Annotated in this window: 29 protein-coding genes; 25 read left to right on the top strand and 4 right to left on the bottom strand. The window is 66.9% G+C overall.

The features are described from left to right. Positions 1 to 13: 13 nt before the first annotated feature. The gene (locus tag GLO27_RS15175; RefSeq protein ID WP_167255587.1) at positions 14 to 856 is read left to right on the top strand and encodes a polyphosphate kinase 2 family protein; all 843 of its coding nucleotides are present in this window, start codon (positions 14 to 16) and stop codon (positions 854 to 856) included. A gap of 13 nt (positions 857 to 869) precedes the next feature. On the opposite strand, the gene GLO27_RS15180 is transcribed toward GLO27_RS15175, so the two are convergent. Further along, positions 870 to 2,123, bottom strand: a complete 1,254-nt coding sequence (locus tag GLO27_RS15180) for a chorismate-binding protein (protein WP_167255589.1) — start codon at positions 2,121 to 2,123, stop codon at positions 870 to 872. A gap of 56 nt (positions 2,124 to 2,179) precedes the next feature. Between GLO27_RS15180 and GLO27_RS15185 the strand changes: the two genes are divergently transcribed. From GLO27_RS15185 to GLO27_RS15205, 5 genes are all read left to right on the top strand, one after another. Beyond that, complete coding sequence (locus GLO27_RS15185) at positions 2,180 to 2,743, top strand: hypothetical protein (RefSeq protein ID WP_167255591.1); 564 nt, start codon at positions 2,180 to 2,182, stop codon at positions 2,741 to 2,743. Then, positions 2,740 to 3,459: a class I SAM-dependent methyltransferase gene (locus GLO27_RS15190; RefSeq protein ID WP_029258220.1), complete on the top strand. Its 720-nt coding sequence runs from the start codon at positions 2,740 to 2,742 to the stop codon at positions 3,457 to 3,459. The genes GLO27_RS15185 and GLO27_RS15190 overlap by 4 nt, the downstream gene beginning before the upstream one ends. Before the next feature lie 46 nt (positions 3,460 to 3,505). Beyond that, on the top strand, positions 3,506 to 4,567 hold the full coding sequence (locus tag GLO27_RS15195) for a polyprenyl synthetase family protein (protein ID WP_021201139.1): 1,062 nt from the start codon (positions 3,506 to 3,508) through the stop codon (positions 4,565 to 4,567). 62 nt (positions 4,568 to 4,629) lie between these two features. Continuing rightward, on the top strand, positions 4,630 to 6,003 hold the full coding sequence (locus GLO27_RS15200; RefSeq protein ID WP_167255593.1) for an FAD-dependent oxidoreductase: 1,374 nt from the start codon (positions 4,630 to 4,632) through the stop codon (positions 6,001 to 6,003). A gap of 71 nt (positions 6,004 to 6,074) precedes the next feature. Then, a complete protein-coding gene (locus GLO27_RS15205) occupies positions 6,075 to 7,082 on the top strand; it encodes an alpha/beta hydrolase (RefSeq protein WP_167255594.1) in 1,008 nt (335 codons plus the stop codon). Positions 7,083 to 7,088: 6 nt separating this feature from the next. Here GLO27_RS15205 and GLO27_RS15210 read toward each other — a convergent pair whose 3' ends face one another. From GLO27_RS15210 to GLO27_RS15220, 3 genes are all read right to left on the bottom strand, one after another. Beyond that, positions 7,089 to 7,721 (bottom strand): GntR family transcriptional regulator, encoded by a 633-nt coding sequence (locus GLO27_RS15210; RefSeq protein WP_021201136.1) that lies wholly within the window; start codon positions 7,719 to 7,721, stop codon positions 7,089 to 7,091. Positions 7,722 to 8,176: 455 nt separating this feature from the next. Beyond that, complete coding sequence (locus tag GLO27_RS15215) at positions 8,177 to 8,665, bottom strand: YajQ family cyclic di-GMP-binding protein (RefSeq protein ID WP_017829222.1); 489 nt, start codon at positions 8,663 to 8,665, stop codon at positions 8,177 to 8,179. 13 nt (positions 8,666 to 8,678) lie between these two features. Beyond that, positions 8,679 to 9,110, bottom strand: coding sequence for a hypothetical protein (locus GLO27_RS15220; protein WP_167255596.1), 432 nt, complete (start codon positions 9,108 to 9,110; stop codon positions 8,679 to 8,681). Positions 9,111 to 9,295: 185 nt separating this feature from the next. Here GLO27_RS15220 and GLO27_RS15225 point away from each other — a divergent pair, with 185 nt between their 5' ends. From GLO27_RS15225 to rplB, 19 genes are all read left to right on the top strand, one after another. Next, a complete protein-coding gene (locus GLO27_RS15225; RefSeq protein WP_167255598.1) occupies positions 9,296 to 10,504 on the top strand; it encodes an extracellular solute-binding protein in 1,209 nt (402 codons plus the stop codon). Between the two features lie 69 nt (positions 10,505 to 10,573). Continuing rightward, on the top strand, positions 10,574 to 12,178 hold the full coding sequence (locus tag GLO27_RS15230) for an ABC transporter permease subunit (RefSeq protein ID WP_029267387.1): 1,605 nt from the start codon (positions 10,574 to 10,576) through the stop codon (positions 12,176 to 12,178). 1 nt (position 12,179) lies between these two features. Next, the gene (locus GLO27_RS15235; protein WP_029258214.1) at positions 12,180 to 13,118 is read left to right on the top strand and encodes a sugar ABC transporter permease; all 939 of its coding nucleotides are present in this window, start codon (positions 12,180 to 12,182) and stop codon (positions 13,116 to 13,118) included. 103 nt (positions 13,119 to 13,221) lie between these two features. Beyond that, positions 13,222 to 13,554, top strand: coding sequence for a PadR family transcriptional regulator (locus GLO27_RS15240; protein WP_036271430.1), 333 nt, complete (start codon positions 13,222 to 13,224; stop codon positions 13,552 to 13,554). Beyond that, entirely contained in the window at positions 13,551 to 14,204 is a 654-nt protein-coding gene (locus GLO27_RS15245) for a hypothetical protein (protein WP_029258213.1), read from the top strand. The genes GLO27_RS15240 and GLO27_RS15245 overlap by 4 nt, the downstream gene beginning before the upstream one ends. Before the next feature lie 70 nt (positions 14,205 to 14,274). Continuing rightward, the gene (locus GLO27_RS15250) at positions 14,275 to 14,427 is read left to right on the top strand and encodes a hypothetical protein (RefSeq protein ID WP_021201129.1); all 153 of its coding nucleotides are present in this window, start codon (positions 14,275 to 14,277) and stop codon (positions 14,425 to 14,427) included. A 135-nt stretch (positions 14,428 to 14,562) separates the two neighbouring features. Then, a complete protein-coding gene (locus GLO27_RS15255; RefSeq protein ID WP_021201128.1) occupies positions 14,563 to 15,594 on the top strand; it encodes a hypothetical protein in 1,032 nt (343 codons plus the stop codon). A 68-nt stretch (positions 15,595 to 15,662) separates the two neighbouring features. Then, complete coding sequence (locus tag GLO27_RS15260; protein WP_031207980.1) at positions 15,663 to 16,094, top strand: hypothetical protein; 432 nt, start codon at positions 15,663 to 15,665, stop codon at positions 16,092 to 16,094. 81 nt (positions 16,095 to 16,175) lie between these two features. Beyond that, entirely contained in the window at positions 16,176 to 16,823 is a 648-nt protein-coding gene (locus GLO27_RS15265; RefSeq protein WP_029258210.1) for a hypothetical protein, read from the top strand. 232 nt (positions 16,824 to 17,055) lie between these two features. Next, the gene (rpsL, locus tag GLO27_RS15270) at positions 17,056 to 17,424 is read left to right on the top strand and encodes a 30S ribosomal protein S12 (RefSeq protein WP_017201609.1); all 369 of its coding nucleotides are present in this window, start codon (positions 17,056 to 17,058) and stop codon (positions 17,422 to 17,424) included. Between the two features lie 5 nt (positions 17,425 to 17,429). Beyond that, on the top strand, positions 17,430 to 17,900 hold the full coding sequence (gene rpsG, locus GLO27_RS15275; RefSeq protein WP_017201608.1) for a 30S ribosomal protein S7: 471 nt from the start codon (positions 17,430 to 17,432) through the stop codon (positions 17,898 to 17,900). Between the two features lie 87 nt (positions 17,901 to 17,987). After that, entirely contained in the window at positions 17,988 to 20,102 is a 2,115-nt protein-coding gene (fusA, locus tag GLO27_RS15280) for an elongation factor G (RefSeq protein WP_021201125.1), read from the top strand. Between the two features lie 150 nt (positions 20,103 to 20,252). Beyond that, positions 20,253 to 21,443, top strand: coding sequence for an elongation factor Tu (tuf, locus tag GLO27_RS15285; RefSeq protein ID WP_017829210.1), 1,191 nt, complete (start codon positions 20,253 to 20,255; stop codon positions 21,441 to 21,443). Positions 21,444 to 21,625: 182 nt separating this feature from the next. Continuing rightward, complete coding sequence (locus GLO27_RS15290; RefSeq protein ID WP_021201124.1) at positions 21,626 to 21,838, top strand: hypothetical protein; 213 nt, start codon at positions 21,626 to 21,628, stop codon at positions 21,836 to 21,838. Positions 21,839 to 22,683: 845 nt separating this feature from the next. After that, positions 22,684 to 22,992 carry a 30S ribosomal protein S10 gene (rpsJ, locus tag GLO27_RS15295; protein ID WP_017201594.1) on the top strand — a complete coding sequence of 103 codons (309 nt, stop codon included), beginning with the start codon at positions 22,684 to 22,686 and terminating at the stop codon, positions 22,990 to 22,992. An 8-nt stretch (positions 22,993 to 23,000) separates the two neighbouring features. Continuing rightward, positions 23,001 to 23,660: a 50S ribosomal protein L3 gene (gene rplC / locus GLO27_RS15300; protein ID WP_021201123.1), complete on the top strand. Its 660-nt coding sequence runs from the start codon at positions 23,001 to 23,003 to the stop codon at positions 23,658 to 23,660. A 2-nt stretch (positions 23,661 to 23,662) separates the two neighbouring features. Then, complete coding sequence (gene rplD / locus GLO27_RS15305; protein WP_021201122.1) at positions 23,663 to 24,325, top strand: 50S ribosomal protein L4; 663 nt, start codon at positions 23,663 to 23,665, stop codon at positions 24,323 to 24,325. Next, positions 24,322 to 24,645, top strand: a complete 324-nt coding sequence (rplW, locus tag GLO27_RS15310) for a 50S ribosomal protein L23 (RefSeq protein WP_017829206.1) — start codon at positions 24,322 to 24,324, stop codon at positions 24,643 to 24,645. Before rplD ends, rplW begins: the two co-directional genes overlap by 4 nt. 20 nt (positions 24,646 to 24,665) lie before the next feature. After that, entirely contained in the window at positions 24,666 to 25,505 is an 840-nt protein-coding gene (gene rplB / locus GLO27_RS15315) for a 50S ribosomal protein L2 (RefSeq protein ID WP_017201590.1), read from the top strand. Positions 25,506 to 25,507 lie beyond the last annotated feature (2 nt).

The following is a 25,507-nucleotide window of genomic DNA, read 5'->3' on the forward strand; positions in this document are numbered from 1 at the left end:
GCAGGATGTGCGTATGAACGCGCACACCTGGACGCAGACGCTGCGAGTCGACGAGGGATTCCGTCTCGCCGACGTCGACCCCGAAGCCAAGCCCGGATACGACCACGGCAAGTCACGCGGGGTCTCCGACCTCGCAGCCGGGCTCACCGACCTCAATGTGCTGCAGGAACGGCTCTTCGCCGAGAGCCGGGCAGGGGTGGCGAAGGATGCGGTGCTGCTGGTGCTGCAGGCGATGGACTCGGCCGGCAAGGGCGGCATCGTGCGGCACGTCGTCGGCGGCGTCGACCCGCAGGGCGTCGCGCTCGCCGCGTTCAAGGCGCCGACGGCCGAGGAACGCGCGCACGACTTCCTCTGGCGCATCGAGAAGCGTCTGCCTGAACCGGGGTTCATCGGGGTGTTCGACCGCTCCCACTACGAGGATGTGCTGATCGGGCGTGTGCGCGAACTCGCCCCGCCGGACGAGATCGAGCGCCGCTACGACGCCATCAACGAGTTCGAGTCCCGGGTCGCGGCATCCGGTACCCGCATCGTCAAGGTCATGCTGCACATCTCACCGGATGAGCAGAAGTCGCGGCTGATGGAGCGACTCGAGCGTCCGGACAAGCACTGGAAGTACAACCCCGGCGACGTGGACGAGCGCATGCTGTGGCCGCAGTACATGGAGGCGTACCAGACGGTGTTCGAGCGCACCTCGACCGAGGTGGCCCCGTGGCACGTGATCCCGGCGAACGCCAAGTGGTACGCCCGGCTGGCCGTGCAGGAACTGCTGCTCGCGGCCCTGGAAGACATCGACCCGCAGTGGCCACGTGCCGACTTCGATGTCGAGGCCGAGAAGAAGCGTCTCGCCGCCAGCTGAGGGTCGGCCGCGGTCAGGCCAGCGCGTCGACCAGGGGGCGGAATTTCACGCGCGTCTCGAGCAGTTCGCTCTCCGGGTCGGAGCCGGCGACGATTCCGGCGCCCGCGTAGGCCGTGACGCCGATCTCTCCCTGGCGCTCGGCGAACTGCGCGCAGCGCAGCGCGATCGCCCATTCGCCGTTGCCGGCGGCATCCACCCAGCCCACGGGGCCGGCATAGCGCCCGCGGTCGAAGGGTTCGAGCTCGCGGATCGCGTCGATCGCCGCCGGTGTCGGAGTGCCGGCAACGGCGGCGGTCGGATGCAGTGCCCGCACCAGGTCGAGCGCGCTCTCCCCATCGGCCAGCTCGCCCTCGACGTCGGTGGCCAGATGGAACAGATTCGGCAGCTTCAACAGGAAGGGCTGTTCGCTCGCCGCCAGCGCCCGGGTGTGGGATCGGAGCGAGGCGAGCACGCTCTGCACGGCGTACTGGTGTTCGTCGAGGTCTTTGACGCTCGACGCGAGGTGAGCGGATGCGGCGGTGTCGGCGTCGGCGTCCGCGCCACGGCCGATCGTTCCCGCCAGCACCCGTGCGGTGACGGTTCCGTCGTGCACGGTGACGAGCGTCTCCGGGCTCGCACCGATCAGCCCGTCGACGGCGAACGCCCACGTGTCGGGGTAGCCGGTCGAAAGGGCGCGCACGAGCCGACGCAGGTCGGAGCCTGCCGGGATGCTCCCGGTGAGGTCGCGGGCCAGCACGACCTTGCTCAGGTCTCCGTCGGCGATGCGGGCGAGGGCGCGGCGCACCGAATCCTGGTATCCCTGCGGGCTCTGCGCTCCGGGGCCGACGGTGCCGGCCCAGTGCGGGCCGTAGGGCTGGGTGACGAGCTCGTCACGGTCGTCCGGAGCGCCGGCGAGGCGGAGCGTGGTGCGCCAGAACCGGTCGCCGTGTCGCCCCACCACCTGCGTGGGCACCACGAGCACGCTGTCCGCGGCCGAGTCCTCGTCGAACGCGAATGCCCCGAAGGCCACGAGCCCCGTGCCCGGGAGGCCCATCGGGTCGGTGATCTCGGACTGCGCCGCCATGGTGCGCCAGGCAGCCGCGAGGGTCTCGACGCGTGACGTTCCCGCTTCGACCGCGGGACGGATCTCCGTGAGCGGTCGGCCGACGGCGACGATCCCGTCTCCGCGGCGCAGCCAGGCAAGAGGGCGGGCGGGGTCCGCGTAGGCCAGGAGGTCTTCGACCGGGTCGATCTCGCGGGTCTCCACGACCAGGTGGGTGGTGTGCACGTCTCCAGCCTATGCCGCTCAGGGCGCGTGGATCCGCGTGGTCGTAGGGTGAGCGGATGAGCGACGCACGTCCTGCACCCGGCACCGAGATGGTCTTCCAATGGCGCAAATGGGATGGCTCGCCGCACTGGCGGCACGAGTGCGTCTATCTCGGCGCCGACGAGTGGGGTGACTGGATCGGGCAGCCCGTCGGTTGGCACAGTGTGCGCCCCGGCGCCGAGTTCCACGCGGGCGGTCCGAACGTCACCCTGGTCCCGTCGAGCGGTGACCATGCGCTCACCGTCAATCGCCGTCACCGCAAGGGCATGCGCATCTACATCGATCTGGGGTGGGACATCCGCTGGTCCGATGATCCGCTGCTGGCGACCGGGATCGACATGGACCTCGACGTGGTGCGCGTGGAAGGGGAACGGGGAACGTGGGTCGACGACCGCGACGAATGGGCCGACCACAGTGCCCGTTACGGCTACCCGACCGATGTCATGTCGCATCTGGAATCCCTCGCGCTCGACCTCGAGGAGCGGGTGCGGGCCCGGGTCGCGCCGTTCGACGATGCGACCGCCGATCCCTGGCTCGACCGCCTCGAAGCGCTGGGCCTCGCGCCTAGACTGAACTCGTGACCTCGAACGAGAAGAACCGCGCCGATCTCGGCAAGGACCCCGCCCGCGTCAGCGGCATGTTCGACCAGGTCGCCGCAGGGTACGACCGGACGAACACCGCGATGACCTTCGGCAACGACGTGCTGTGGCGTGCGGCGACCACCCGAGCGGTCGCTCCGAAGCCGGGGGAGCGGATCCTCGACCTGGGGGCGGGCACGGCCTCGTCGTCGGCGTCCCTTGCGCGGAGCGGCGCCGAGGTGGTCGCGGCCGATTTCTCACCCGGCATGCTCGCCGAGGGCGAGCGCCGGCACGGCGCCATGCGCAACCTGTCGTTCGTGCAGGCCGATGCCACGGATCTGCCGTTCCCGGATGCGACGTTCGACGCGGTCACGATGTCGTACGCGCTGCGCAACGTGAACGATCCGAAGAAGGCGCTGAGCGAGCTCTACCGCGTGACCAAGCCCGGAGGACGGCTCGTGATCAACGAGTTCTCGACCCCGCCGGGAAAGCTCTTCCGCAGCGCCTACCGCTTCTACAACGCCCAGGTGCTCCCGCGGGTGGCCCGCGTCGCCGGTACGAACGGCGACGCCTACGACTACCTGAACGAGTCGATCCGCGAGTGGCCGGACCAGAAGCGGCTCTCCGCCTGGATTCGCGAGGCGGGCTGGAGCGACGTCGCCTACCGCAATCTCTCGTTCGGCATCGTGGCCCTGCACAGAGCGCGCAAGCCGGAGTGAGTCTCTCGGGCGAAACCTCGACATCCGACGAAGGTAGGCTGAGAACGTGACTTCGAGCCCCATCGCCCCGGGTTCGCGACTGGCGAGCCGTCTCGGCTTCAGCGATCGCGTCTTCATCGGCCCTGCTGCCCGACGTGTCGCGCGCGCCATCGAAGACGGGCTGGAGCTCGTCGAGACCGGCCTGGCCGACGACGTCCGCGTCGCCGACCCGCTGGCCGACGCCGCCAGCCGTTACCTGTACGAGGCGGGCGGGAAGCGCATCCGTCCCGTGCTCACGCTCCTCGCCGCGCAGCTCGGCGACGGCAACACCACCGAGGTCATCGACGTCGCGAAGGCCCTCGAGATCACGCATCTCGGCTCGCTGTACCACGACGACGTGATGGACGGTGCCGACCGCCGCCGAGGGGTTCCCGCCGCGCATGCCGTGTGGGGCAACAACATCGCGATCCTCACGGGCGACATCCTGTTCTCCCGCGCCAGCCAGCTGATGTCGCGGCTGGGGGAGCGTGCCATCCGTCTCCAGGCCGACACGTTCGAGCGTCTGGTGCTCGGTCAGATGCACGAGACCCTGGGACCGCAGGACGGCGACGACCCGATCGAGTTCTACATCCAGGTGCTCGCCGACAAGACGGGCTCCCTGATCGCCGCGGCCACGCAGGGCGGGGTGATCTTCTCGAACGCTCCCTCGGAGTACGAGGAGCCCCTGCGCGTGTACGGCGAGAAGATCGGAGTCGCGTTCCAGCTGCTCGACGACGTGATCGACCTCTCCGCGAAGCCCGAGGAGACCGGCAAGGTGCCGGGCACCGACCTGCGCGCCGGCGTTCCGACGATGCCGTATCTGCTGCTCAAGGCGGAGGGGGACGAGGCGTCTATCGACCTCGCGGCGCGCATCGATGACGGCGTCGCCCTCATCGCCGACGGAGCGGACCCGGCCATCCTCGACGGCCCGTTGGACGAGTTGCGCGACCATGTCGTGACGCAGAAGACCCTCGAGCTCGCCCACGCGTGGACGCGCGACGCCGTCGACGCTCTCCGGCCTCTCCCGCGCGGAACCGTGCGCGAGGCGCTGACCCGATTCGCTGAGACCCTCGCCGAACGCTCCAGCTGACTCCGCGCGGCGGCCCTTCGGGCCGCGGGCACCGGCTGCGACGGCATACGAAAGGACCTCCCATGACCAAGCTCAGACTGGCCATCGTCGGTGCGGGCCCCGCCGGCATCTACGCGGCAGACATCCTGCTGAAGGCGGAGCGCAAGTTCGACGTCTCGATCGACCTCTTCGAACAACTCCCCGCGCCGTACGGACTGGTGCGCTACGGCGTCGCCCCTGACCACCCCCGCATCAAGGGCATCATCACCGCCCTTCGCGACGTGCTGGACCGCGGTGACATCCGCCTGTTCGGCAACGTACGCTTCGGCGAGGACATCACCCTCGAAGACCTCAAGAAGCACTACAACGCGGTGATCTTCGCGACCGGTGCGGTCCGTGACACCTCGCTCGACATCCCCGGCATCGATGCCGTCGCCTCGTACGGGGCGGCGGACTACGTCAGCTGGTTCGACGGCCACCCCGACGTGCCGCGTGAATGGCCGCTCGACGCCGCTTCCGTCGGCGTGCTCGGCAACGGCAACGTCGCGCTCGACGTGGCCCGCATGCTGGCCAAGCACGCGGAGGACCTGCTCGTCACCGAGGTGCCGGCCAACGTCTACGAGGGCCTCAAGGCCAGCGAGATCACGGATGTGCACGTGTTCGGGCGGCGGGGGCCGGCGCAGGTCAAGTTCACCCCGCTCGAACTGCGCGAGCTCGGCGAGCTGCGCGACGTCGACATGGTCGTCTACGACGAGGACTTCGACTACGACGATGCCGCCAAAGACGCCGTCGCCAGCAACAAGCAGGTCATGGTCATCGATCGCATCCTGCAGTCGTGGCGCAAACGGGATTCGGTCAACAACGCGGGAGGCACGGCATCGCGCCGTCTGCATCTGCACTTCTGGGCGAAGCCGGTCGAGGTCCGCAAGGACGAGAACGGTCGCGTCGCGGCTCTCGTGTACGAGCGCACCCGGCCCGACGGCCAGGGTGGCGCGGTCGGCACCGGCGAGTTGCGCGAGGTGCCCCTGCAGGCTCTCTACCGTGCCATCGGCTACTTCGGATCCCCGCTTCCCGGCGTTCCGTTCGACAAGAAGCACGGGGTGATCCCGAACCGCGAGGGCCAGGTCCTCGCGAAGGACTCGAACGACCGCGTGCCCGGCATCTACGCGACCGGATGGATCAAGCGCGGCCCGGTCGGGCTGATCGGGCACACGAAGTCCGATGCGATGGAGACCGTGCGCCACATCATCAACGATCAGGGTTCCTGGTGGCACCCGGAGGACCCATCGGAGGAGGCGATCGTCGAGCTCCTGCAGGAGCGCGGTGTGCGCTGGACCGACCTCGACGGCTGGCACCGCCTCGACGAGCACGAGATCGCTCTCGGCGCCCCGGAGGAGCGCGCCCGCGTGAAGGTGGTCCCGCGCGACGAGATGGTCCGCGTCTCGCGCGGCGAATAGCGCGGTCGCGGTCGGCCTTCCCCCGACCGGTCGCGCTCTCGGCTAGCCTGGCGACGACGGGGGAGGAACGCATGGCCGAGTGGATCCCTGATGTCCTGGGCGACGAGTTCGAGCAGCTGACGCTCGATCTCGGCACGGACGATCAGGGCCCCGTGGTGGCGACGCTGGTGCGTGCGCTGCCGAAGAGGCCCGGTCTGTGGGCACGGGCGAGCGGCAATCGTCCGCCTCTCGACGGAGTCGATGTGCTGTACGTGCACGGCTGGTCCGACTACTTCTTCCAGAAGCGGCTCGCTCGATTCTGGACGTCTCGGGGGGCCCGCTTCTTCGCCCTCGACCTGCGCAAGTACGGTCGCAGTCTCCGCGACGGCCAGACCCCGGGCTACATCGCCGACCTCGCCATCTACGACGAGGACATCGGGGCGGCGCTGGATGGGATGGGTCGAGGTGAGGGCGGCCTGGAATCCGATCGACGACTCGTTCTTCTCGGGCATTCCACGGGCGGCCTGACGTTGAGCCTGTGGGCTTCCCGGCACCCGGGCGCGGTCGACGCGGTGATCCTCAACAGCCCCTGGCTGGAATTCCAGTTCGCGCCGGCGAGGGCCGCGATCGCGCCGATGGTCGAGCTGCAGGCGCGGATCCGGCCGATGGAGGCCGCACCGCAGATCGACCTCGGCTTCTACACCCGCGCGCAGCAGGAGGTCGCCGATCCCGACGACCCGATGGAGGTCAACCCGGTGTGGCGCCCCGCGCAGACCATGGCGGTGTACGCGGGGTGGCTGCACGCCGTGCTCTCCGGGCACAAGACGGTGGCCGCGGGGCTGTCGATCACCGCACCGGTATGTGTGCTGCTCTCGGCACGATTCGTGCCGCCGACGCGCTGGTCGAACGATCTCACCTCCGCCGACTCGGTGCTGGTGGTCGACGACATCGCGCGTGCGGCACTCCGCCTCGGTCCCAGTGTGACCGTCGAGCGCATCGACGGCGCGCTCCACGACGTCTTCCTCTCCCGACACGACGCGCGGGAGGACGCCTACCGGCGCTTGGACAGATGGGTCACGGGTTGGCGCGCGGCGCTGTGACGGGGCTCACAGGTAGTACATCGCCCTGACCAGGCGTTCGGCTCCATCGCCGTCGGCATCGCGCACGGCGTCGCGGAAATCGTCGTAGACCTGCCCCATCCGCGCCCGATCGGACGCGGGAACCACCCAGTCGCGAAGGTTGCGGAAAAGCACCATGCTCGCATCGTCGATCAGTGTGCGATGCTGCTCGTTGCCGCTGTGCGAGCCCAGGTACGAGAACACGGCCCAACGGGCGCCGGAGGTCGTCGCCAGGTCGTCCAACGACGCATTCATCGCGGCGACGAGCGTGATGACATGCTCGCGTTGAGCCGCCGTGAGCCTCGGCACCGCCAGTCGCGCTGCGATTCCGGCCTGATACCCCGCGAACTCGAGCGACTGCGCCATCGTCTCGGGCGTCACCGCCGTGACCTCGGTGTACCGGCTCGGGTACATCGTTACCATTCCCAGTCGCTCCAGGCGCTGAAGCGCCTCTCGAACAGGTGTGCGCGACACATGCAGCTCTTCGGCGACGTCGACATCGCGGATGCGCTCACCCTCTGCCAGCGTGCCGTCGATGATCTGCCTTCCGATGTGGTGGAAGACCTCCTCGGCCAAGAGCTGCTTGCTCTCTCCGATGTTCGTCGATCCGATACTCGCCATGGACCTGCCCCCAGTTGTCCTTCTGATCCCGAGCGCCCCATGATTCGCCCGGGAGGGCAACTACATCATGAAGTCGCATCGGATGCCAACAGCCCCACCCGAGTCCGCGAACCGCGTGGGGGCGCGCAGCGTGACTCAGGTGGGCTCTTCTTACTCGCGGTCTCCTTGCTCGCGGTTCCGTGGCCGGCGGATGCAGGGCATCCGCCGGCCACCGAAGACGCGAGCGCATGGAACTGCCGCGGCCTCGTCCCCACGAGGGCAAGCTCGCAATCCCGAGATCGCGTAGCCCTACGACGGCAGTGCGTCATGCGGCGTTCGCGTCATCGGTCGCATTGAGTCGACCACTCCCAGTCTTGGGCACCGCAACCCATATATCGGTATGCAATCCAACAATGACGAGAGAGGGGGCCGAGTGCGCTGCACCCGACCCCCTCCCCGCGACGTGTCGCGGCGGCTTACCGGTAGTTGATGAACTGCAGATCGAGATCGAGGTCGGCACCCTTGAGCAGTGCGATGACCGACTGCAGGTCGTCTCGGCTCTTGGATTGCACGCGCAGCTCGTCGCCCTGGATCTGGCTCTTCACTCCCTTGGGGCCCTCGTCGCGGATGATCTTGTTGATCTTCTTCGCGTTCTCCGAGGAGATGCCGTCCTTGAGTGTCGAGACGATGCGGAACTCCTTGCCGCTGGCGAACGGGTCGCCCGACTCGAGGCTCTTCAGGGAGATGCCCCGCTTGATGAGCTTGGACTGGAACACGTCGAGCACGGCCTTGGCCCGCTCCTCGGTGTTCGCGATGATGAGGATGCTCTCGCCGCTCCAGGCGATCGACGCACCGGTGCCCTTGAAGTCGTAGCGCTGCTCGATCTCCTTGCGGGCCTGGTTCAGGGCGTTCTCCGCCTCCTGGTGGTCGACCTTCGAGACGATGTCAAATGAACTGTCAGCCATGGTTTCATCCTACTCAGGGGCTCAGCGCGTACACATTGTCGGAGATCCGGGTGGCTCCGTCCGGGGCGGGGTAGTCGTCCGGAACGGTCACGAAATGGCCGGCGAGGCCGCTCATCTCGACGGGGCCGCCTTCGCTGCCGCACCCCATGATCCCTGCGGTCTCGTCCCGATAGGCGAGTATGCAGACAGAGCCCTGATCCACCCCGCGCAACAGCCAGAGCGAGCTGCCGGAATGCTCGCCGACGTACCGTGCAGACGAAATGTCGGCGATGTCTGCGGGGTCCTGCTCGATGAACGCGTCCGGAAGGGCGTCTGCGCCTTCGGCTTCACGGTCCAGAACGGCGTAGCCGGTGGCGAACGCGGTGCACCCGCTGAGGACAGCAGCGGAGAACGCCAGGACGATTCCTGCCGTCATCCGCGCGATGCGAAGCGAACCATCAGCCATGTCGGCAGTCTACGGGGCGACCTCTTCTCCGCAGGTGGAAGCGTTTTCACACCTGGCGGCCACCCTTCTCTCGGTCACGGGTTGATATCGACGCCCGGTCTCATTGCAAACAGCGTCGATTTCGATGCATACTGTAAGCGCTTGCAGTCCTTGCAGGTGATCAGCACTGAGAGAGGCACACACCAATGAAGGTGAACAAGAGGGGCATCGTCGCCGCGGGCGCGATCGCCATCGTTTCGACTCTGACGCTTGCCGGCTGCTCCACGGGGACCAGCAGCGACGACACCTCGGGCTCCGACGACAGCGGAAAGCTGGTCGTCTGGGTCGATGCCGAGCGCGTCGATGCACTGCAGGGCGCGGCAGACGCCTACCAGGAGAAGACCGGCGTCAAGGTCGAGCTCACGGGCAAGTCGGTCGACGACATGAAGGACGACTTCATCCAGCAGGTTCCGACCGGCAAGGGCCCCGACATCGTCATGGGCGCGCACGACTGGCTGGGCGAGCTCTCCACGAACGGAGTGGTCGCGCCGATCGAGCTGGGTGACAGCTCCGAGGACTACCTTCCCGTCGCCCTGCAGGCCGCCACCTACGATGGCACCGTCTACATGCTTCCGTACGCCGTCGAGAACATCGCGGTCCTGCGCAACGCCGATCTCGTTCCCGCCGCCGCGACCAGCTTCGACGACATGGTCTCGAAGGGCACGTTCGTCGTGGAGCAGGGCACCGAGGGCAACCCGTACCACCTGTATCCGTTCCAGACCGCTTTCGGGGCCCCGGTGTTCGGCACCGATGACACCGGCAGCTACGACTCCACCGACCTCCAGCTGGGCAGTGAGGGCGGCTTCGCGTTCGCCGACTGGCTGGGCGCGCAGGGCGCAGCGGGCGTGCTGAACACCGACGTCGACGGCGAGATCGCCAAGCAGCAGTTCCTCGACGGCACCGCGGCCTTCTGGCTGACCGGTCCGTGGAACGTGGGTGCGGCCACCGACGCGGGCATCAACGTCGCGATCGACCCGATCCCGAGCCCGACCGGTGAGACCGCCTCGCCGTTCGCCGGCGTCAAGGGCTTCTTCGTGAGCTCCGAGTCGAAGAACAAGGTCGCGGCGAACGACTTCCTCGTCAACTACATCGGCACCGAAGACGTGCAGCTCGAGCTGTTCAAGGCCGGCAACATCCTGCCCGCCCTGACCGCCGCAGCCGACACCGCCGCCGCCGATCCGATCATCGCCGGATTCCAGGCCGTCGGCGCCGACGCCGTCCCGATGCCCGCCATCCCGGCCATGGGCGCGGTCTGGCAGTACTGGGGCGTGGCCGAGGCCGCGATCATCAACGGCGAGGACCCGACGACGACGTGGCAGAAGCTCGTCGACGACGTGACCGCCGCGATCAAGTAACAGCCAGAACACTGACTCTGCCGGGGTGGGCGTCTTCGTCCGCCCCGGCAGGATCATGACGAGGACGACATGACAGACACCGACGAGCGCACAGCTCCTCCGACCAGACGCCAGCGCCAGGCCGCGAAGATCGCGGAGGCCGCATCCGGACCCATCGGCTGGATGCTGCTGAAGATCCTCCTGCTGGCGGTGGTCGACGCGATCGCGCTGTATGCGGCCTTCGTGCTCTTCGCCCATCAGGAATGGGTGATCCTCGGCGTCGTCGTCGTGGTCGCCGTCCTCGTCAACTACATCTACTTCTCCCGCAAGCGCATCGCGGCGAAGTACCTCACGCCGGGCATCATCTTCCTGGTCGTGTTCCAGGTCTTCACCCTGCTCTACACCGGTTACATCGGGTTCACGAACTACGGCACGGGTCACAACGGGACCAAGGACCAGGCGATCTCCTCGCTCCTCGCCTCGGCCCAGGAGCGGGTCGAGGATTCGCCGACCTACCCCGTCACGGTGGTCGAGCAGTTCGGCACCTACGGGCTGCTCGCGACCGATCCGGAGTCCGGCGACGCGCTGCTCGGCACCGCGGAGCAGCCCCTGGAAGAGGTCGACGCCCGGTTCGAGGGCGGGAAGGCCGTCGCGGTCGATGGCTGGACCACGCTCCCGCTCGCGACCGTCTTCACCCTCTCCGAAGAGCTGGAGAAGCTCTCGGTCCCCTTCAGTGATGATCCGAACGACGGCAGCCTGCGGGCTCCCGACGGGCAGAAGGGCTATCTGTACGTCTCGACGCTCGAATACGACGAGGCCGCGGACACCATCACCGACACCACCACCGGCACCGTGTACGCGGACACCGGTGACGGAGCCTTCACGGCCGAAGGCGGAGAGCAGCTCCTCCCCGGATGGCAGACGACGGTCGGGTTCGACAACTTCGTGCGCGCGGTGACCGACTCGTCGATCCGCGGGCCGCTCATCTCGGTCACGTTGTGGACCTTCGCGTTCGCGCTGATCTCTGTCGCGACGACGTTCTTCCTCGGACTCCTGCTCGCGCTCGTCTTCAACAACACCCGCATGCGATTCCGCAACGGATACCGGATCATCCTCATCCTCCCGTACGCGTTCCCCGCGTTCCTCTCCGCGCTGGTCTGGGCCGGGATGATGAACGAGAGCTTCGGCTTCATCAACCAGGTGATCTTCGGCGGGGCCGCGATCCCGTGGCTCACCGACCCGGTGCTCGCGAAGGTGTCTGTGCTGCTGGTGAACCTGTGGCTCGGCTTCCCGTACATGTTCCTCGTCTGCATGGGCGCCCTGCAGGGCATCCCCGAGGACGTGAACGAAGCCGCGGTGATGGACGGCGCGAACCCGTGGCAGGTCTTCCGGCGGATCAAGCTGCCGCTGCTGCTGGTCACCGTCGCGCCGCTGTTGATCTCGTCGTTCGCGTTCAACTTCAACAACTTCAACCTGATCTACATGCTCACCAATGGCGGTCCGCGCTTCAGCGACGTGTCGATCCCCGTCGGGCACACCGACATCCTGATCTCGATGGTCTACAAGGTCGCCTTCACGGGGCAGACGCGCGACTACGGTCTGGCGTCGGCCTTCACGATCCTGATCTTCATCGTGGTGGCCACGATCTCGATCATCAGCTTCCGCAAGACCAAGGCCCTCGAGGAGCTGAACTGACATGAGCACCCACAGCCCCACCACCGGGCGATCCGCCGACACTCGCTCCACCGACGACCTGCAGAGCCTCGCTCCGCGGCGCCGCAGCTTCGGCGCGTGGTTCGCCGACACCGGATGGCGACACCTCGTCGCGATCGTCGTGAGCGCCTTCGCCCTGTTCCCGCTGCTCTACGTCGTCTCCGCTTCGCTGAACCCGAAGGGGACGCTGACGGGCTCGAACCAGCTCTTCTCCGCGATCGGTATCGACAGCTACGTGCGCATCCTGAGCGACCCGCAGAACCCGTACGGCACCTGGTTCCTCAACACGCTGCTGATCGCCGTCGTCACCGGCGCGGTCACCGTCTTCATCGGCGCCTGCGCCGCATATGCCTTCTCGCGCATGCGGTTCGCCGGACGACGGGTCGGTCTCGTCACGATCGTCGTCGTGCAGATGTTCCCGCAGCTGCTCGCCGTGGTCGCGATCTTCCTGCTCATGTCGACGCTGGGGGACTGGTTCCCCGCCATCGGTCTCAACACGCACACCGGGCTGATCCTGGTGTACCTCGGTGGAGCGCTCGGCGTGAACACCTACCTGATGTACGGCTTCTTCAACACCATTCCGAAGGAGATCGACGAGGCGGCCCGGATCGACGGCGCCGGTCATGCGCGCATCTTCTTCACGATCATCCTGCGTCTGGTCGCCCCCATCCTCGCAGTGGTCGGCCTGCTGTCGTTCATCGGCACCGTGAACGAGTACGTGATCGCGAGTGTCATGCTCGTCGACGTGGATCAGCAGACGCTGGTCGTCGGACTCACCAAGCTCGTCGCCAACCCGCGGTATGCAGACTGGTCCGCGTTCTCGGCCGGCGCCGTGATGGCCGCGATCCCGGTGATGATCCTGTTCCTCTTCCTGCAGAAGTACATCGTGGGCGGGCTGACGGCAGGCGCGACGAAGGGCTGATGGCACGGGCGGTCGTCCCTTCGGTGGCGACCGCCGTCCCTCCCCGGGTCCTCCTCTCCCCGGCGCTTCCCGCTCACTTGTCTCGCATGCTACCTTGTCATGCATGACAGCGGACGTCGGCGCCCAGATGCGCAAGGGCGTGGTCGAGTACTGCGTGCTCGGTCTGCTCGCGCGTGAGCCGATGTACGGCTGGCAGCTGGCCGACGCACTCACCGGCGCGGGATTGATCGCCAGTATCGGGACGCTGTACCCGCTGCTCGGGCGGCTGAAGGACAACGGCTGGGTCACCACCTTCGACCAGCCCTCCGGAAGCGGTCCGGTGCGCAAGTACTACCGGCTCACCGCCAGCGGGACCGATCAGCTCGAGCGGTTCCGTGCGCAGTGGACACCATTCGCCCGTGTCGTCACGGGCATCGTCGGAGAGGGACGACCATGACAGAGCTCACCGCAGACGACCTCCGTGCGGATTACCTCGCGCGGCTCGACGAGGCCATGCGCAACCTGCCGCACGGTGTCGCGAGCGACATCCGTGCCGGCATCCTCGAAGAGCTGCAGGGACTCGACGCCGAAGCGACGGCGGCGCGCATCGCGCATCTCGGCGATCCGGTCGTGATCGCGGATGAAGCCCAGGCGGAGGTGCCCTCGGCGACGATCGTCGGTGCTCCCACGATCGCCGCAGCGCCCACACCCCGTCCGCCCGCGACATCGACGAGAGGGTTCGCGATCGCTGCGGCGCTCACGTTGAGCTTCGGAGGGATCGTGGTGCCCGTGGTCGGCTGGTTCGTCGGCGCCGCGCTCGTGAGCGCGAGTGCACTCTGGAGGGCCTGGGAGAAGGCGATCGCTATCGTCGTGCCGTTCGTCGTCACCGGCATCTCGTTCCTCACGGTCTCGACGCTGACGGCCCTCGCCTCGTCGGAGACGGGAAGCAGCTCCTCGGGGACCGGGACGCCCCCGGAGGTTGCCGCCGTCAACCCCCTCGTCCCCGGCGTGGGGGAGTGGCACGTCCTCATCCTCCTCGGGTTCCTCCTCGTCCCCCTCTCGGGGCTGTGGCTGCTGTGGCGACTTCGCGGGCGCACCGCAGGATGACAGGCGCTGCCGTTGCCGGATATCGGCGTTGCTCCGCAGCCTGTCGGGGCTTCGGCCGTAGCGTGGAGCCATGGCACGGGTGGGGGGACGCAACCTCGGGATGAGCTGGTTCGCCGGGATCGTGTGCGTCGGCATCATCGGGGCTCTCGTGTGGCTGTCCCTGCCGATGGTCCCCGTGCTCGCGCAGTTCGCGGGCGATGCGCTGCGCAGCGCGCTCCCCTGAACCCGCGTCACGACGACCGGTCCTCGCGGATGACGACGCGTCTCCGCGTATGACGACACGTCGGCACGCCTCCGCGAGCGGTCGTTCGCGCGGAGGTACCCTCGCAGTGCACGTATCCGATGAGAGGCGCACCCCATGAGTGACCCCAACGTTCCCCAGCCCGAGAAGCCGGCTGACGTTGACGACGTCGTCGGCAGTGCGAACGAAGGCCTGGACGCCGCTGCGGCTGCGGGTGCTGGCGTTCCCGGCAACAACGACGGCGTGAACGACGGCATCGATCAGAAGCCCGTCGCAACGCCGGTCGACCCCGACCTCGCCGCTTTCGAAGAGGCCGAGCGTGATCACCCCGGTACGTTCGCCTCCCCGCCGCCGGCCGTGACGCCTGCTCCGGTCGCTCCGTCGCGCGACTACGCCGACGAGGTCAGGGCTCAGGCCGACGCCGAGACCACCTCGTTCTACCCCGAGCCCGTCGTGGGCGAGCCCGTCCCGTTCGGCCACGAGCAGTCGGGGATGGCCGGTGCGGCGTACGCCCAGTACGGCGATGAGGTCGAGACGCGCGTCGTCCCGTCGGAGCCGCTCGTCGCCGCTGCCGCCGCACAGCCGCAGCCCATCTTCGTCCAGGCGCCTGAACCGCCCCGTGACCGCGGCAACCGCGGCACCGCGGGAGCCATCGGACTCCTGGCGACACTCGTCTTCGCGGTGCTCTACCTGGGGGCTGCGCTCGGACTCGGTGCCATCGCCGGAGATGTGACCGGCGAGAACATCGGCCAGACCGCGATCGCACCCCTGATGACATGGGGGTTCTGGACGCCCGTCGTCGTGTTCTTCCTCGGGTTCTGGCTGCTGGGTGCGGTCATCAACCGTGGACGCTGGGGCCTCTGGGTCGTCTTCGGCCTCATCGTCGGCGTCATCGCGTATGGGGGCCACATCCTCGGGCAGCTCTTCGAAGCTCCGTTCTGGAAGCTCAGCGCCAGCCAGGGACTCGACCTCGTCGGGGAGCAGATGCTCGCCCCGCTCGCGATCGCGGCCTTCGTGTTCGCCCGCGAGCTGACCATCTGGTTCGGTGCCTGGGTCGCCCGAAGCGGTGCTCGCAAGACCGAGCTGAATGCCGAGGCGCAGCGCGAGTACGAGCGCACGCTCGAGGCCGGCCCGACGTTGTCGAGGTAATCACGAACTCCACCACGCCGAACCCCCGGGGACCCGAGTCCGCGGGGGTTTCGGCCATCCTGGCGGTGGTGCTCGCCACCATCAGCTTCTTCGCGCTCGCGGTGTTCGGGCTCGGCGCCGTGAGCATCGCCACCGACACGGACATCATCGCGGTCCCCGATCTCGGCCAGACCCCTGGCGTGCTCGGCATGATCGCGGCTGTCGTCTCGTTCGCGCTCGTGCTGTGGTCCACTCTGCGTCGACCGCATCCGTCGTATGTCGCCACGATCGCGATCGCGCTGGTCGCCGGCCTCGTCCATCTGATCGCGGTATGGGTCGCCGTCCTCGTCGGCGCCGGGAGCATCGTGCTCGCGACAGCGGTCGCCGGCGGTCTCGTGCGAGGCGGCGCGAGCGCCGTCCTCGTGCTGGCGGGCCTGATCGCCGGATGGGGTGGGATCGCGCTGCGTCGCACGCGCGCCGAGCATCCGCGTTGGCCGTGGGAGCGCGACGAAGAGGAATGACGTCCGAGCGATCCTCCCTCCGCGCCCCGCCGGGACCGGGAAATCGCGACGGTGACGGGCGACGCGCCGTACTCTGGTGGGGTGGAGCGCTCGTTGGAGACGCAGGTGGACCAGGCCGTGGAGGCATGGTTGCGCTGGGTGCCGCGCTGGGAGCCGGCAACCCATCGTGGTCGCGTCGCGCCATGCCGCCGGTGCCTCGGATCGCCGATCCTCTCCGCAGCCGGTATTGGTGCCAACGTGCCGCACGGCGTGCAGCACGGCCTCTCGACGCGTATCAAGACCATCGTCGATCACGCCGTCGCGGAGTACACGGCGCGGAATCTGCCGATGCTGCAGCGCGAGCTGGATCAGCAGGCTGCGCGGAACCGCGCCCGCAGCTACCGCCCGGCCGAGGACCTCGATCCCGAGTTCGACGGGCTGCCCCTCGATCCGGATCCGGTGCCCGGAGCACCGTTCCTGTTCACGATCGCGGGGCTCGCAGACGAATCCGCCGCCGCGCTGCCCGCGCTGCCCCCGCTCACGGAGGAGGCGAAGATCGCCCTCCGCCAGGAGGTCGCCCTCGCCGACGAGTACGCCAACATGGTCGGCCGCGAGATCTGCGGGATCCTGTTGCGTCATCGCATACACATCCAGGCCGCGATCTCTCAGCACGTCGAACCGCAGATCGAGGCACTGCTGGCTGAGCTGACCGAATCGCTGGACTCGCCGTTCGATCCCGATCTGCCCTGATCCTGCACTCGGGTCGCGCGGCCGGAGTTGCGCTCATTTGACCGCTACGTTACGCGGCATTACACTTGATCAGGTGTGTGCACGCCTCCGCGTGTGCGCTGGGCGCCGGCACCATGCCGGTCCGCCCCCACGGCATACCCATCACACCAAAAGCTCGTCGGTTCCGGCGTGCCGGTGGGTCATGATGTGAAACCCATCACGCTGTCACCGTGCAGCACTATGAGGAGAGAACGTGCCAACCATTCAGCAGTTGGTTCGCAAGGGTCGCTCGCCCAAGGTCACCAAGACCAAGGCGCCGGCGCTCAAGTCGAACCCGCAGCAGGCCGGGGTCTGCACCCGCGTCTACACCACCACCCCGAAGAAGCCGAACTCGGCGATGCGCAAGGTCGCTCGTGTGAAGCTCCGCAACGGCACCGAGGTCACCGCGTACATCCCCGGTGAGGGTCACAACCTGCAGGAGCACTCGCTCGTGCTCGTGCGTGGCGGTCGTGTCAAGGACCTCCCCGGTGTGCGTTACAAGATCGTCCGTGGCGCCCTGGACACCCAGGCAGTCAAGAACCGTAAGCAGGCTCGTTCCCGCTACGGCGCGAAGAAGGGTTGAGTTAGATGCCTCGTAAGGGACCCGCCCCGAAGCGCCCCGTCGTCAACGACCCGGTATACGGCGCACCCATCGTCACCTCGCTGGTGAACAAGATCCTCGTCGACGGCAAGAAGTCGCTGGCCGAGTCGATCGTCTACGGCGCCCTCCGCGGCGTCGAGGCGAAGAACGGTCAGGACGCCGTCGCCACGCTGAAGAAGGCGCTCGACAACGTGCGCCCGACCCTCGAGGTCCGCAGCCGCCGCGTCGGTGGCTCGACCTACCAGGTGCCGGTCGAGGTCAAGCCTCACCGCGCCAACACGCTCGCTCTGCGCTGGCTCGTGAGCTACGCGAAGGGCCGTCGTGAGAAGACGATGACCGAGCGTCTGCAGAACGAGATCCTCGACGCATCCAACGGCCTGGGTGCCGCGGTCAAGCGCCGCGAGGACACGCACAAGATGGCCGAGTCGAACCGCGCGTTCGCTCACTACCGCTGGTAAACAGCTTCGCCCGCCTCTCGGTCACTCGCCGCGGGGCGGGCACCCCCTCTTCGCAGTACGACTGCTCGAAAAGATAAGGACACTCCTGTGGCACAAGACGTGCTCACGGACCTGAGCAAGGTCCGCAACATCGGCATCATGGCGCACATCGATGCCGGCAAGACCACGACGACCGAGCGCATCCTGTTCTACACGGGCGTCAACCACAAGCTCGGTGAGACGCACGATGGCGCTTCGACCACCGACTGGATGGAGCAGGAGAAGGAGCGCGGCATCACGATCACGTCTGCCGCCGTGACCTGCTACTGGAACAAGAACCAGATCAACATCATCGACACCCCCGGCCACGTGGACTTCACGGTCGAGGTGGAGCGCTCGCTCCGCGTGCTCGACGGTGCGGTCGCCGTGTTCGACGGCAAGGAGGGCGTCGAGCCCCAGTCCGAGACCGTCTGGCGTCAGGCCGACAAGTACAACGTCCCGCGCATCTGCTTCGTCAACAAGATGGACAAGCTCGGCGCCGACTTCTACTTCACTGTCGACACCATCATCAACCGCCTCGGCGCCAAGCCGCTCGTGATCCAGCTGCCCATCGGCGCGGAGAGCGACTTCATCGGCGTCGTCGACCTGATCGAGATGCGTGCACTGGTCTGGGCCGGAGACGCCAAGGGTGATGTCACCATGGGCGCCTCCTACGAGATCCAGGAGATCCCGGAGGACCTCAAGGAGAAGGCAGCGGAGTACCGCCAGCAGCTCCTCGAGACCGTCGCCGAGACCGACGACGCGCTGCTCGAGAAGTTCTTCGGTGGCGAGGAGCTCACGGTCGCCGAGATCAAGGGTGCGATCCGCAAGCTGACCGTTGCCAGCGAGATCTACCCGGTGCTCTGCGGTTCCGCGTTCAAGAACCGTGGCGTCCAGCCGATGCTCGACGCGGTCGTCGACTACCTCCCGAACCCGCTCGACGTGGGCTCGATCGAGGCGCACGACCCGAAGGACTACGACACGATCATCGAGCGTCACCCCGACGCCAATGACCCGTTCGCCGCCCTCGCGTTCAAGGTCGCCGTGCACCCGTTCTTCGGTCGCCTCACCTACGTGCGCGTCTACTCGGGTCACCTGGACTCCGGTTCTGCGGTCGTCAACTCGACCAAGAACAAGAAGGAGCGCATCGGGAAGATCTTCCAGATGCACGCCAACAAGGAGATCCCGGTTCCCTCGGTCACCGCCGGAAACATCTACGCGGTCATCGGCCTCAAGGACACCACCACGGGTGACACCCTCACCGACCCGACGGCTCCGGTCGTCCTCGAGTCGATGACGTTCCCCGAGCCCGTCATCGAGGTCGCGATCGAGCCGAAGACCAAGGCCGACCAGGAGAAACTGGGTGTCGCCATCCAGAAGCTCGCTGAAGAGGACCCGACCTTCCGCACGGAGCTCAACCCCGAGACCGGTCAGACGACCATCAAGGGCATGGGCGAGCTGCACCTCGACATCCTCGTGGACCGCATGAAGCGCGAGTTCAACGTCGAGGCCAACGTCGGCAAGCCGCAGGTGGCGTACCGCGAGACGATCCGCAAGACCGTCGAGAAGCACGACTACACGCACAAGAAGCAGACCGGTGGTTCTGGACAGTTCGCAAAGATCCAGTTCACCATCGAGCCGCTCGACCTCGACTCCGAGAAGACCTACGAGTTCGTGAACGCCGTCACCGGTGGTCGCATCCCTCGTGAGTACATCGGCTCGATCGACGCCGGTTTCCAGGACGCGATGAACGTCGGCGTGCTCGCGGGCTACCCGATGGTCGGCGTCAAGGCGACCATCGTCGATGGTGCAGCGCACGACGTCGACTCCTCGGAGATGGCGTTCAAGATCGCGGGCTCCATGGGCTTCAAGGAGGCCGCTCGTCGTGCCAACCCCGTGCTGCTCGAGCCGCTGATGGCCGTCGAGGTCCGTACTCCCGAGGAGTACATGGGCGACGTCATCGGCGACCTGAACTCGCGTCGTGGCCAGATCCAGTCGATGGAAGACGCCGCAGGCGTCAAGGTCGTCCGCGCTCAGGTCCCGCTGTCCGAGATGTTCGGCTACATCGGCGACCTGCGCTCGAAGACCTCGGGCCGCGCCGTCTACTCGATGGAGTTCCACAGCTACGCTGAGGTTCCCCGCGCAGTGGCCGACGAGATCGTCCAGAAGACCAAGGGCGAGTAATCGTCCTTCTGGGAGCCGGGCCCCGGTCCGGCTCCCAGGACACCTACAACTTCACATTCCCTCTCTACTAAACTGAGAACCTAACCCGTAGAGAACCGGTCGCAAACCAGTGCCCGGTCACCTCTACAACGACGTCCTGAGGAGGACCCAGTGGCTAAGGCCAAGTTCGAGCGGACCAAGCCGCACGTCAACATCGGAACGATCGGTCACGTCGACCACGGCAAGACCACGCTCTCCGCAGCGATCTCGAAGGTGCTTGCTGACAAGTACCCGTCCGACACCAACGTGCAGCGTGACTTCGCTTCCATCGACTCGGCGCCGGAAGAGCGCCAGCGTGGTATCACCATCAACATCTCGCACATCGAGTACGAGACCCCGAAGCGCCACTACGCGCACGTTGACGCTCCCGGCCACGCCGACTACGTCAAGAACATGATCACCGGTGCGGCTCAGATGGACGGCGCGATCCTCGTGGTCGCCGCCACCGACGGCCCCATGGCTCAGACGCGTGAGCACGTGCTGCTCGCCAAGCAGGTCGGCGTTCCGTACCTGCTGGTCGCGCTGAACAAGTCCGACATGGTCGACGACGAGGAGATCCTGGAGCTCGTCGAGCTCGAGGTCCGCGAGCTGCTCGCCGGCCAGGGCTTCGACGAGGACGCTCCTGTCGTCCGCGTCTCCGCTCTCAAGGCCCTCGAGGGCGACGAGAAGTGGACCCAGGCGATCCTGGACCTGATGCAGGCTGTCGACGACAGCGTTCCGGACCCGGAGCGTGACCGTGACAAGCCGTTCCTGATGCCCGTCGAGGACGTCTTCACGATCACCGGTCGTGGAACCGTCGTCACGGGTCGCGCCGAGCGTGGCACGCTGGCCATCAACTCCGAGGTCGAGATCGTCGGACTCCGTCCGACCGTCAAGACCACGGTCACGGGTATCGAGATGTTCCACAAGCAGCTCGACGAGGCCTGGGCCGGCGAGAACTGTGGTCTGCTGCTCCGCGGCACCAAGCGTGAGGACGTCGAGCGCGGTCAGGTCATCGTCAAGCCGGGTTCGGTCACGCCGCACACCGACTTCGAGGGCACCGCGTACATCCTGTCCAAGGACGAGGGTGGCCGTCACAACCCGTTCTACACGAACTACCGCCCGCAGTTCTACTTCCGCACCACCGACGTCACCGGCGTCATCTCGCTGCCCGAGGGCACCGAGATGGTCATGCCCGGCGACACCACCGACATGACGGTCGAGCTGATCCAGCCGATCGCCATGGAGGAGGGCCTCGGCTTCGCCATCCGTGAGGGTGGACGCACCGTCGGCGCCGGTACGGTCACGAAGATCATCAAGTAAGCATCTGCTTCCTCGCAAAGGGGTCGGACCTTCGGGTCCGGCCCCTTTGTCGTCGATGCCGCCCTGTGGGCGCGGTGCTGTCGTCGACCCGGGACGCGAGGGTTCCGTTTGCCGGGGTGGACATGCACAATGAGTGTGGTCGGCTCGATCGGTCGGCGGCACACCTTCAGAAGGGGAATCACATGGGCATCGAAGACGCCGTGAACAAGGGCAAGGATCTGTACGAGCAGAACAAGGACAAGATCGCCGAGGCCGTCAAGAGCGAGCAGGCCGAGGACATCAGCGACAAGGTGCTCGACGGCGTCGCGGACTTCGCCAAGAAGATCGCCCCCGGTGCCGCGGACAAGATCGATGAGATCCGCGACGGCGCTGACAAGGCCGTCGGCAACGAGTAAGAAAGACCGCAAGCCCCGAGCGGCGATCCACCACCTGTGGGTCGCCGCTCGTGCGTGCTGGAGGGCAGCGTCCGTGCCGGAATGTCGTCGGATGTGGCGCATTCACGGTTGTATCCAGTAGGATCGTCTCGACCGCCTGGGGATCTTGCGGTCGGGGGAGCCGAAGGGGTTCGGTTTCCCGAAGCACGCGGAGTTCCGCGTACAAACTGGGGATATGCGATCTTGGGGATCATCGTGCGACGCGCGCACTCATTGCGCCTGAGCGTCACCCCGCCTGCGCGGCGGGTCTTCCGCCGCGCCCTCGGTCGAGGAGTTCGGCGTCCCTTCACGCCGGGCTACTCGCGTTCGGTGTGCCCCCTCGCACTGAACGCCCTCCCCAAGCGGGGCGAGGCATGGGGATGCCTCGCCCCGCTATCTCCCGCACTCTGACCTGTTCACGCACCGTCTGGAGTCGCGTTCGACGGACCGCGACACGCCCGGGTTTGCACAAGTGAAATCAGCCGTGGCAGAATAGACAGGTTCGATATTCCGTCGCCGCTGTGCGTGCGTCGGATCACTGCCAGGGCAGTGCATAGACGGCGCCGCCTCCGGGACGGTGCAGGGTTCTAGGCCGCGGGTAGCAGAACACACCCCGACACCCTTCTTCACGAAGGCTTCCGCCGTGCGCGGCGGAAGGTCGGCATCCGGTCGCCTCACGGCTTCCGGCTGACAGAAGAACAGTGGTGCAGCAGATCGACTCGCGAGGGTCGTTCTCGTGCCGAGGCGCGAACAGCGCCGACGTGCGTCCAATGCCCCAGGGCCACCCGGTCCCGGTCGGTAAGACGCTTAAAGAGAGAGAGCAGACAATGGCGGGACAGAAGATCCGCATTCGCCTGAAGTCGTATGACCACGAGGTCATCGACACGTCCGCACGCAAGATCGTCGACACCGTGACCCGTGCGGGCGCAACCGTCGTCGGCCCCGTGCCCCTTCCGACCGAGAAGAACGTCGTGTGCGTCATCCGGTCGCCGCACAAGTACAAGGACAGCCGCGAGCACTTCGAGATGCGCACCCACAAGCGTCTGATCGACATCGTCGACCCGACGCCCAAGGCCGTCGACTCGCTGATGCGTCTCGACCTGCCGGCCGATGTCAACATCGAGATCAAGCTCTGAGGTTCGACATGGCTGACATCAACTCCAAGGTTTCCAAGGGCATGCTGGGCACGAAGCTCGGCATGACCCAGGTGTGGAACGAGAGCGGCAAGCTCGTTCCCGTCACCGTCATCGAGCTGGCACCCAACGTGGTCACCCAGGTCCGCACGCCCGAGAAGGACGGCTACAACGCCGTGCAGATCGCGTACGGCCAGATCGACCCCCGCAAGGTCAACAAGCCGCTCTCCGCTCACTTCGAGGCAGCCGGCGTCACGCCGCGTCGTCACGTCACCGAGATCCGCACCGCGGACGCCGGCGACTACAACCTGGGCCAGGAGCTCACGGTCGACGGCACCTTCGAAGCGGGCCAGCTCGTCGACGTCGTCGGCACGAGCAAGGGCAAGGGCTTCGCCGGTGTCATGAAGCGTCACAACTTCAAGGGCGTCTCGGCTTCGCACGGTTCGCACCGCAACCACCGCAAGCCCGGCTCGATCGGCGCATCGTCGACCCCGAGCCGCGTCTTCAAGGGCATGCGCATGGCCGGCCGTATGGGTGGCGAGCGCGTGACCGTCCTCAACCTCACGGTGCACTCCATCGACATCGAGAAGGGACTCATGCTCGTCAAGGGCGCCGTCCCCGGTGCTCGTGGCCGCATCGTCTATGTCCGCAACGCAGTGAAGGGTGCCTGATCATGGCTGACTCCACTCTCGCGCTCGACGTCCTCAAGGCAGACGGCAAGAAGGCAGGCTCGATCGAGCTTCCCGCCGCGCTGTTCGACGCCAAGACGAACATCCCGCTCATCCACCAGGTCGTCGTCGCGCAGCTCGCGGCGGCTCGCCAGGGCACGCACTCGACCAAGCGTCGTGGCGAGGTCTCGGGTGCCGGTCGCAAGCCCTTCAAGCAGAAGGGCACGGGTAACGCCCGTCAGGGTTCCATCCGCGCGCCGCACATGACCGGTGGTGGCATCGTGCACGGCCCCAAGCCGCGCGACTACTCGCAGCGCACCCCCAAGAAGATGATCGCCGCCGCCCTCCTGGGCGCGCTCAGCGACCGCTTCCGCGGTGACCGCATCCACGCCATCGAGTCCTTCGGGATCGACGGAACGCCTTCGACCAAGACCGCGGTGAACTTCCTCACCAACGTCGTCTCGTCGAAGAACGTGCTCGTCGTGATCGAGCGCAACGACGACGTGACGCTGAAGAGCATCCGCAACCTGTCGAACCTGCACGTGCTGACGTTCGACCAGCTCAACGCATACGACGTGCTCGTCTCCGACGACATCGTCTTCACCCAGGCCGCGCTCGAGGGCTTCATCGCCTCCAAGTCCGGCGCCAACCAGGAGGTCTCCGCATGAGCGAGCAGGCATCTGTTCTCCAGACGGCCCTGAACAAGGACCCGCGCGACATCATCCTGAAGCCGGTCGTGTCCGAGAAGAGCTACGGTCTCATCGATGAAGGCAAGTACACCTTCCTCGTCGACCCGCGCGCTTCGAAGACCGAGATCAAGCTCGCCATCGAGAAGATCTTCGGCGTCAAGGTCGCAGGGGTCAACACCCTCAACCGCGTCGGCAAGGCACGCCGCACCCGCTTCGGCACCGGCAAGCGCAAGGACACCAAGCGCGCCATCGTCACCCTGAAGTCGGGCACCATCGACATCTTCACGGCAATCGGCTGATCCGGGGGATAAGGACAATAATGGCTATTCGCAAGTACAAGCCCACGACCCCGGGCCGTCGCGGCTCGTCGGTGGCTGACTTCGCCGAGATCACTCGATCGACGCCGGAGAAGTCGCTGCTGCGCCCGCTCTCGAAGACCGGTGGTCGCAACAACCAGGGCCGCATCACGACCCGTCACATCGGTGGTGGCCACAAGCGCCAGTACCGTGTCATCGACTTCCGTCGTAACGACAAGGACGGCGTCAACGCCAAGGTCGCTCACATCGAGTACGACCCCAACCGCACCGCGCGCATCGCGCTGCTGCACTACTTCGACGGCGAGAAGCGCTACATCCTCGCTCCGGCGAAGCTGAAGCAGGGCGACATCGTCGAGTCGGGTGCCGGGGCTGACATCAAGCCGGGCAACAACCTCCCGCTGAAGAACATCCCCACGGGTACCGTCATCCACGCGATCGAGCTCCGCCCCGGCGGCGGCGCGAAGATGGCACGTTCGGCCGGTGCATCCGTCCGTCTCGTCGCCAAGGACGGCCCCTACGCCCAGCTGCGTCTGCCCTCGGGCGAGATCCGCAACGTCGATGCGCGCTGCCGCGCGACCATCGGCGAGGTCGGCAACGCCGAGCAGTCGAACATCAACTGGGGTAAGGCCGGCCGCATGCGCTGGAAGGGCGTCCGCCCGACCGTGCGTGGTGTCGCGATGAACCCGGTCGACCACCCGCACGGTGGTGGTGAGGGTAAGACCTCCGGTGGTCGTCACCCCGTCTCCCCGTGGGGCCAGGCTGAGGGTCGTACCCGTCACGCCAACAAGGAAAGCGACAAGTACATCGTGCGTCGTCGTAACGCCGGCAAGAAGCGTAAGTAGGA

Source organism: Microbacterium sp. Be9 (genome assembly GCF_011754135.1).
GTDB lineage: Bacteria > Actinomycetota > Actinomycetes > Actinomycetales > Microbacteriaceae > Microbacterium > Microbacterium maritypicum_A.

What these genes read in the sequence shown, in the direction of transcription:
- GLO27_RS15175 (WP_167255587.1), top strand. Translation starts at nt 14, where the DNA reads ATGAACGCGCACACCTGGACGCAGACGCTGCGAGTCGACGAGGGATTC.
- GLO27_RS15185 (WP_167255591.1), top strand. Translation starts at nt 2,180, where the DNA reads ATGAGCGACGCACGTCCTGCACCCGGCACCGAGATGGTCTTCCAATGG.
- GLO27_RS15200 (WP_167255593.1), top strand. Translation starts at nt 4,630, where the DNA reads ATGACCAAGCTCAGACTGGCCATCGTCGGTGCGGGCCCCGCCGGCATC.
- GLO27_RS15205 (WP_167255594.1), top strand. Translation starts at nt 6,075, where the DNA reads ATGGCCGAGTGGATCCCTGATGTCCTGGGCGACGAGTTCGAGCAGCTG.
- GLO27_RS15210 (WP_021201136.1), bottom strand. Translation starts at nt 7,721, where the DNA reads ATGGCGAGTATCGGATCGACGAACATCGGAGAGAGCAAGCAGCTCTTG.
- GLO27_RS15215 (WP_017829222.1), bottom strand. Translation starts at nt 8,665, where the DNA reads ATGGCTGACAGTTCATTTGACATCGTCTCGAAGGTCGACCACCAGGAG.
- GLO27_RS15220 (WP_167255596.1), bottom strand. Translation starts at nt 9,110, where the DNA reads ATGGCTGATGGTTCGCTTCGCATCGCGCGGATGACGGCAGGAATCGTC.
- GLO27_RS15225 (WP_167255598.1), top strand. Translation starts at nt 9,296, where the DNA reads ATGAAGGTGAACAAGAGGGGCATCGTCGCCGCGGGCGCGATCGCCATC.
- GLO27_RS15230 (WP_029267387.1), top strand. Translation starts at nt 10,574, where the DNA reads ATGACAGACACCGACGAGCGCACAGCTCCTCCGACCAGACGCCAGCGC.
- GLO27_RS15235 (WP_029258214.1), top strand. Translation starts at nt 12,180, where the DNA reads ATGAGCACCCACAGCCCCACCACCGGGCGATCCGCCGACACTCGCTCC.
- GLO27_RS15240 (WP_036271430.1), top strand. Translation starts at nt 13,222, where the DNA reads ATGACAGCGGACGTCGGCGCCCAGATGCGCAAGGGCGTGGTCGAGTAC.
- GLO27_RS15245 (WP_029258213.1), top strand. Translation starts at nt 13,551, where the DNA reads ATGACAGAGCTCACCGCAGACGACCTCCGTGCGGATTACCTCGCGCGG.
- GLO27_RS15250 (WP_021201129.1), top strand. Translation starts at nt 14,275, where the DNA reads ATGGCACGGGTGGGGGGACGCAACCTCGGGATGAGCTGGTTCGCCGGG.
- GLO27_RS15255 (WP_021201128.1), top strand. Translation starts at nt 14,563, where the DNA reads ATGAGTGACCCCAACGTTCCCCAGCCCGAGAAGCCGGCTGACGTTGAC.
- rpsG (WP_017201608.1), top strand. Translation starts at nt 17,430, where the DNA reads ATGCCTCGTAAGGGACCCGCCCCGAAGCGCCCCGTCGTCAACGACCCG.
- GLO27_RS15290 (WP_021201124.1), top strand. Translation starts at nt 21,626, where the DNA reads ATGGGCATCGAAGACGCCGTGAACAAGGGCAAGGATCTGTACGAGCAG.
- rpsJ (WP_017201594.1), top strand. Translation starts at nt 22,684, where the DNA reads ATGGCGGGACAGAAGATCCGCATTCGCCTGAAGTCGTATGACCACGAG.
- rplC (WP_021201123.1), top strand. Translation starts at nt 23,001, where the DNA reads ATGGCTGACATCAACTCCAAGGTTTCCAAGGGCATGCTGGGCACGAAG.
- rplD (WP_021201122.1), top strand. Translation starts at nt 23,663, where the DNA reads ATGGCTGACTCCACTCTCGCGCTCGACGTCCTCAAGGCAGACGGCAAG.
- rplW (WP_017829206.1), top strand. Translation starts at nt 24,322, where the DNA reads ATGAGCGAGCAGGCATCTGTTCTCCAGACGGCCCTGAACAAGGACCCG.
- rplB (WP_017201590.1), top strand. Translation starts at nt 24,666, where the DNA reads ATGGCTATTCGCAAGTACAAGCCCACGACCCCGGGCCGTCGCGGCTCG.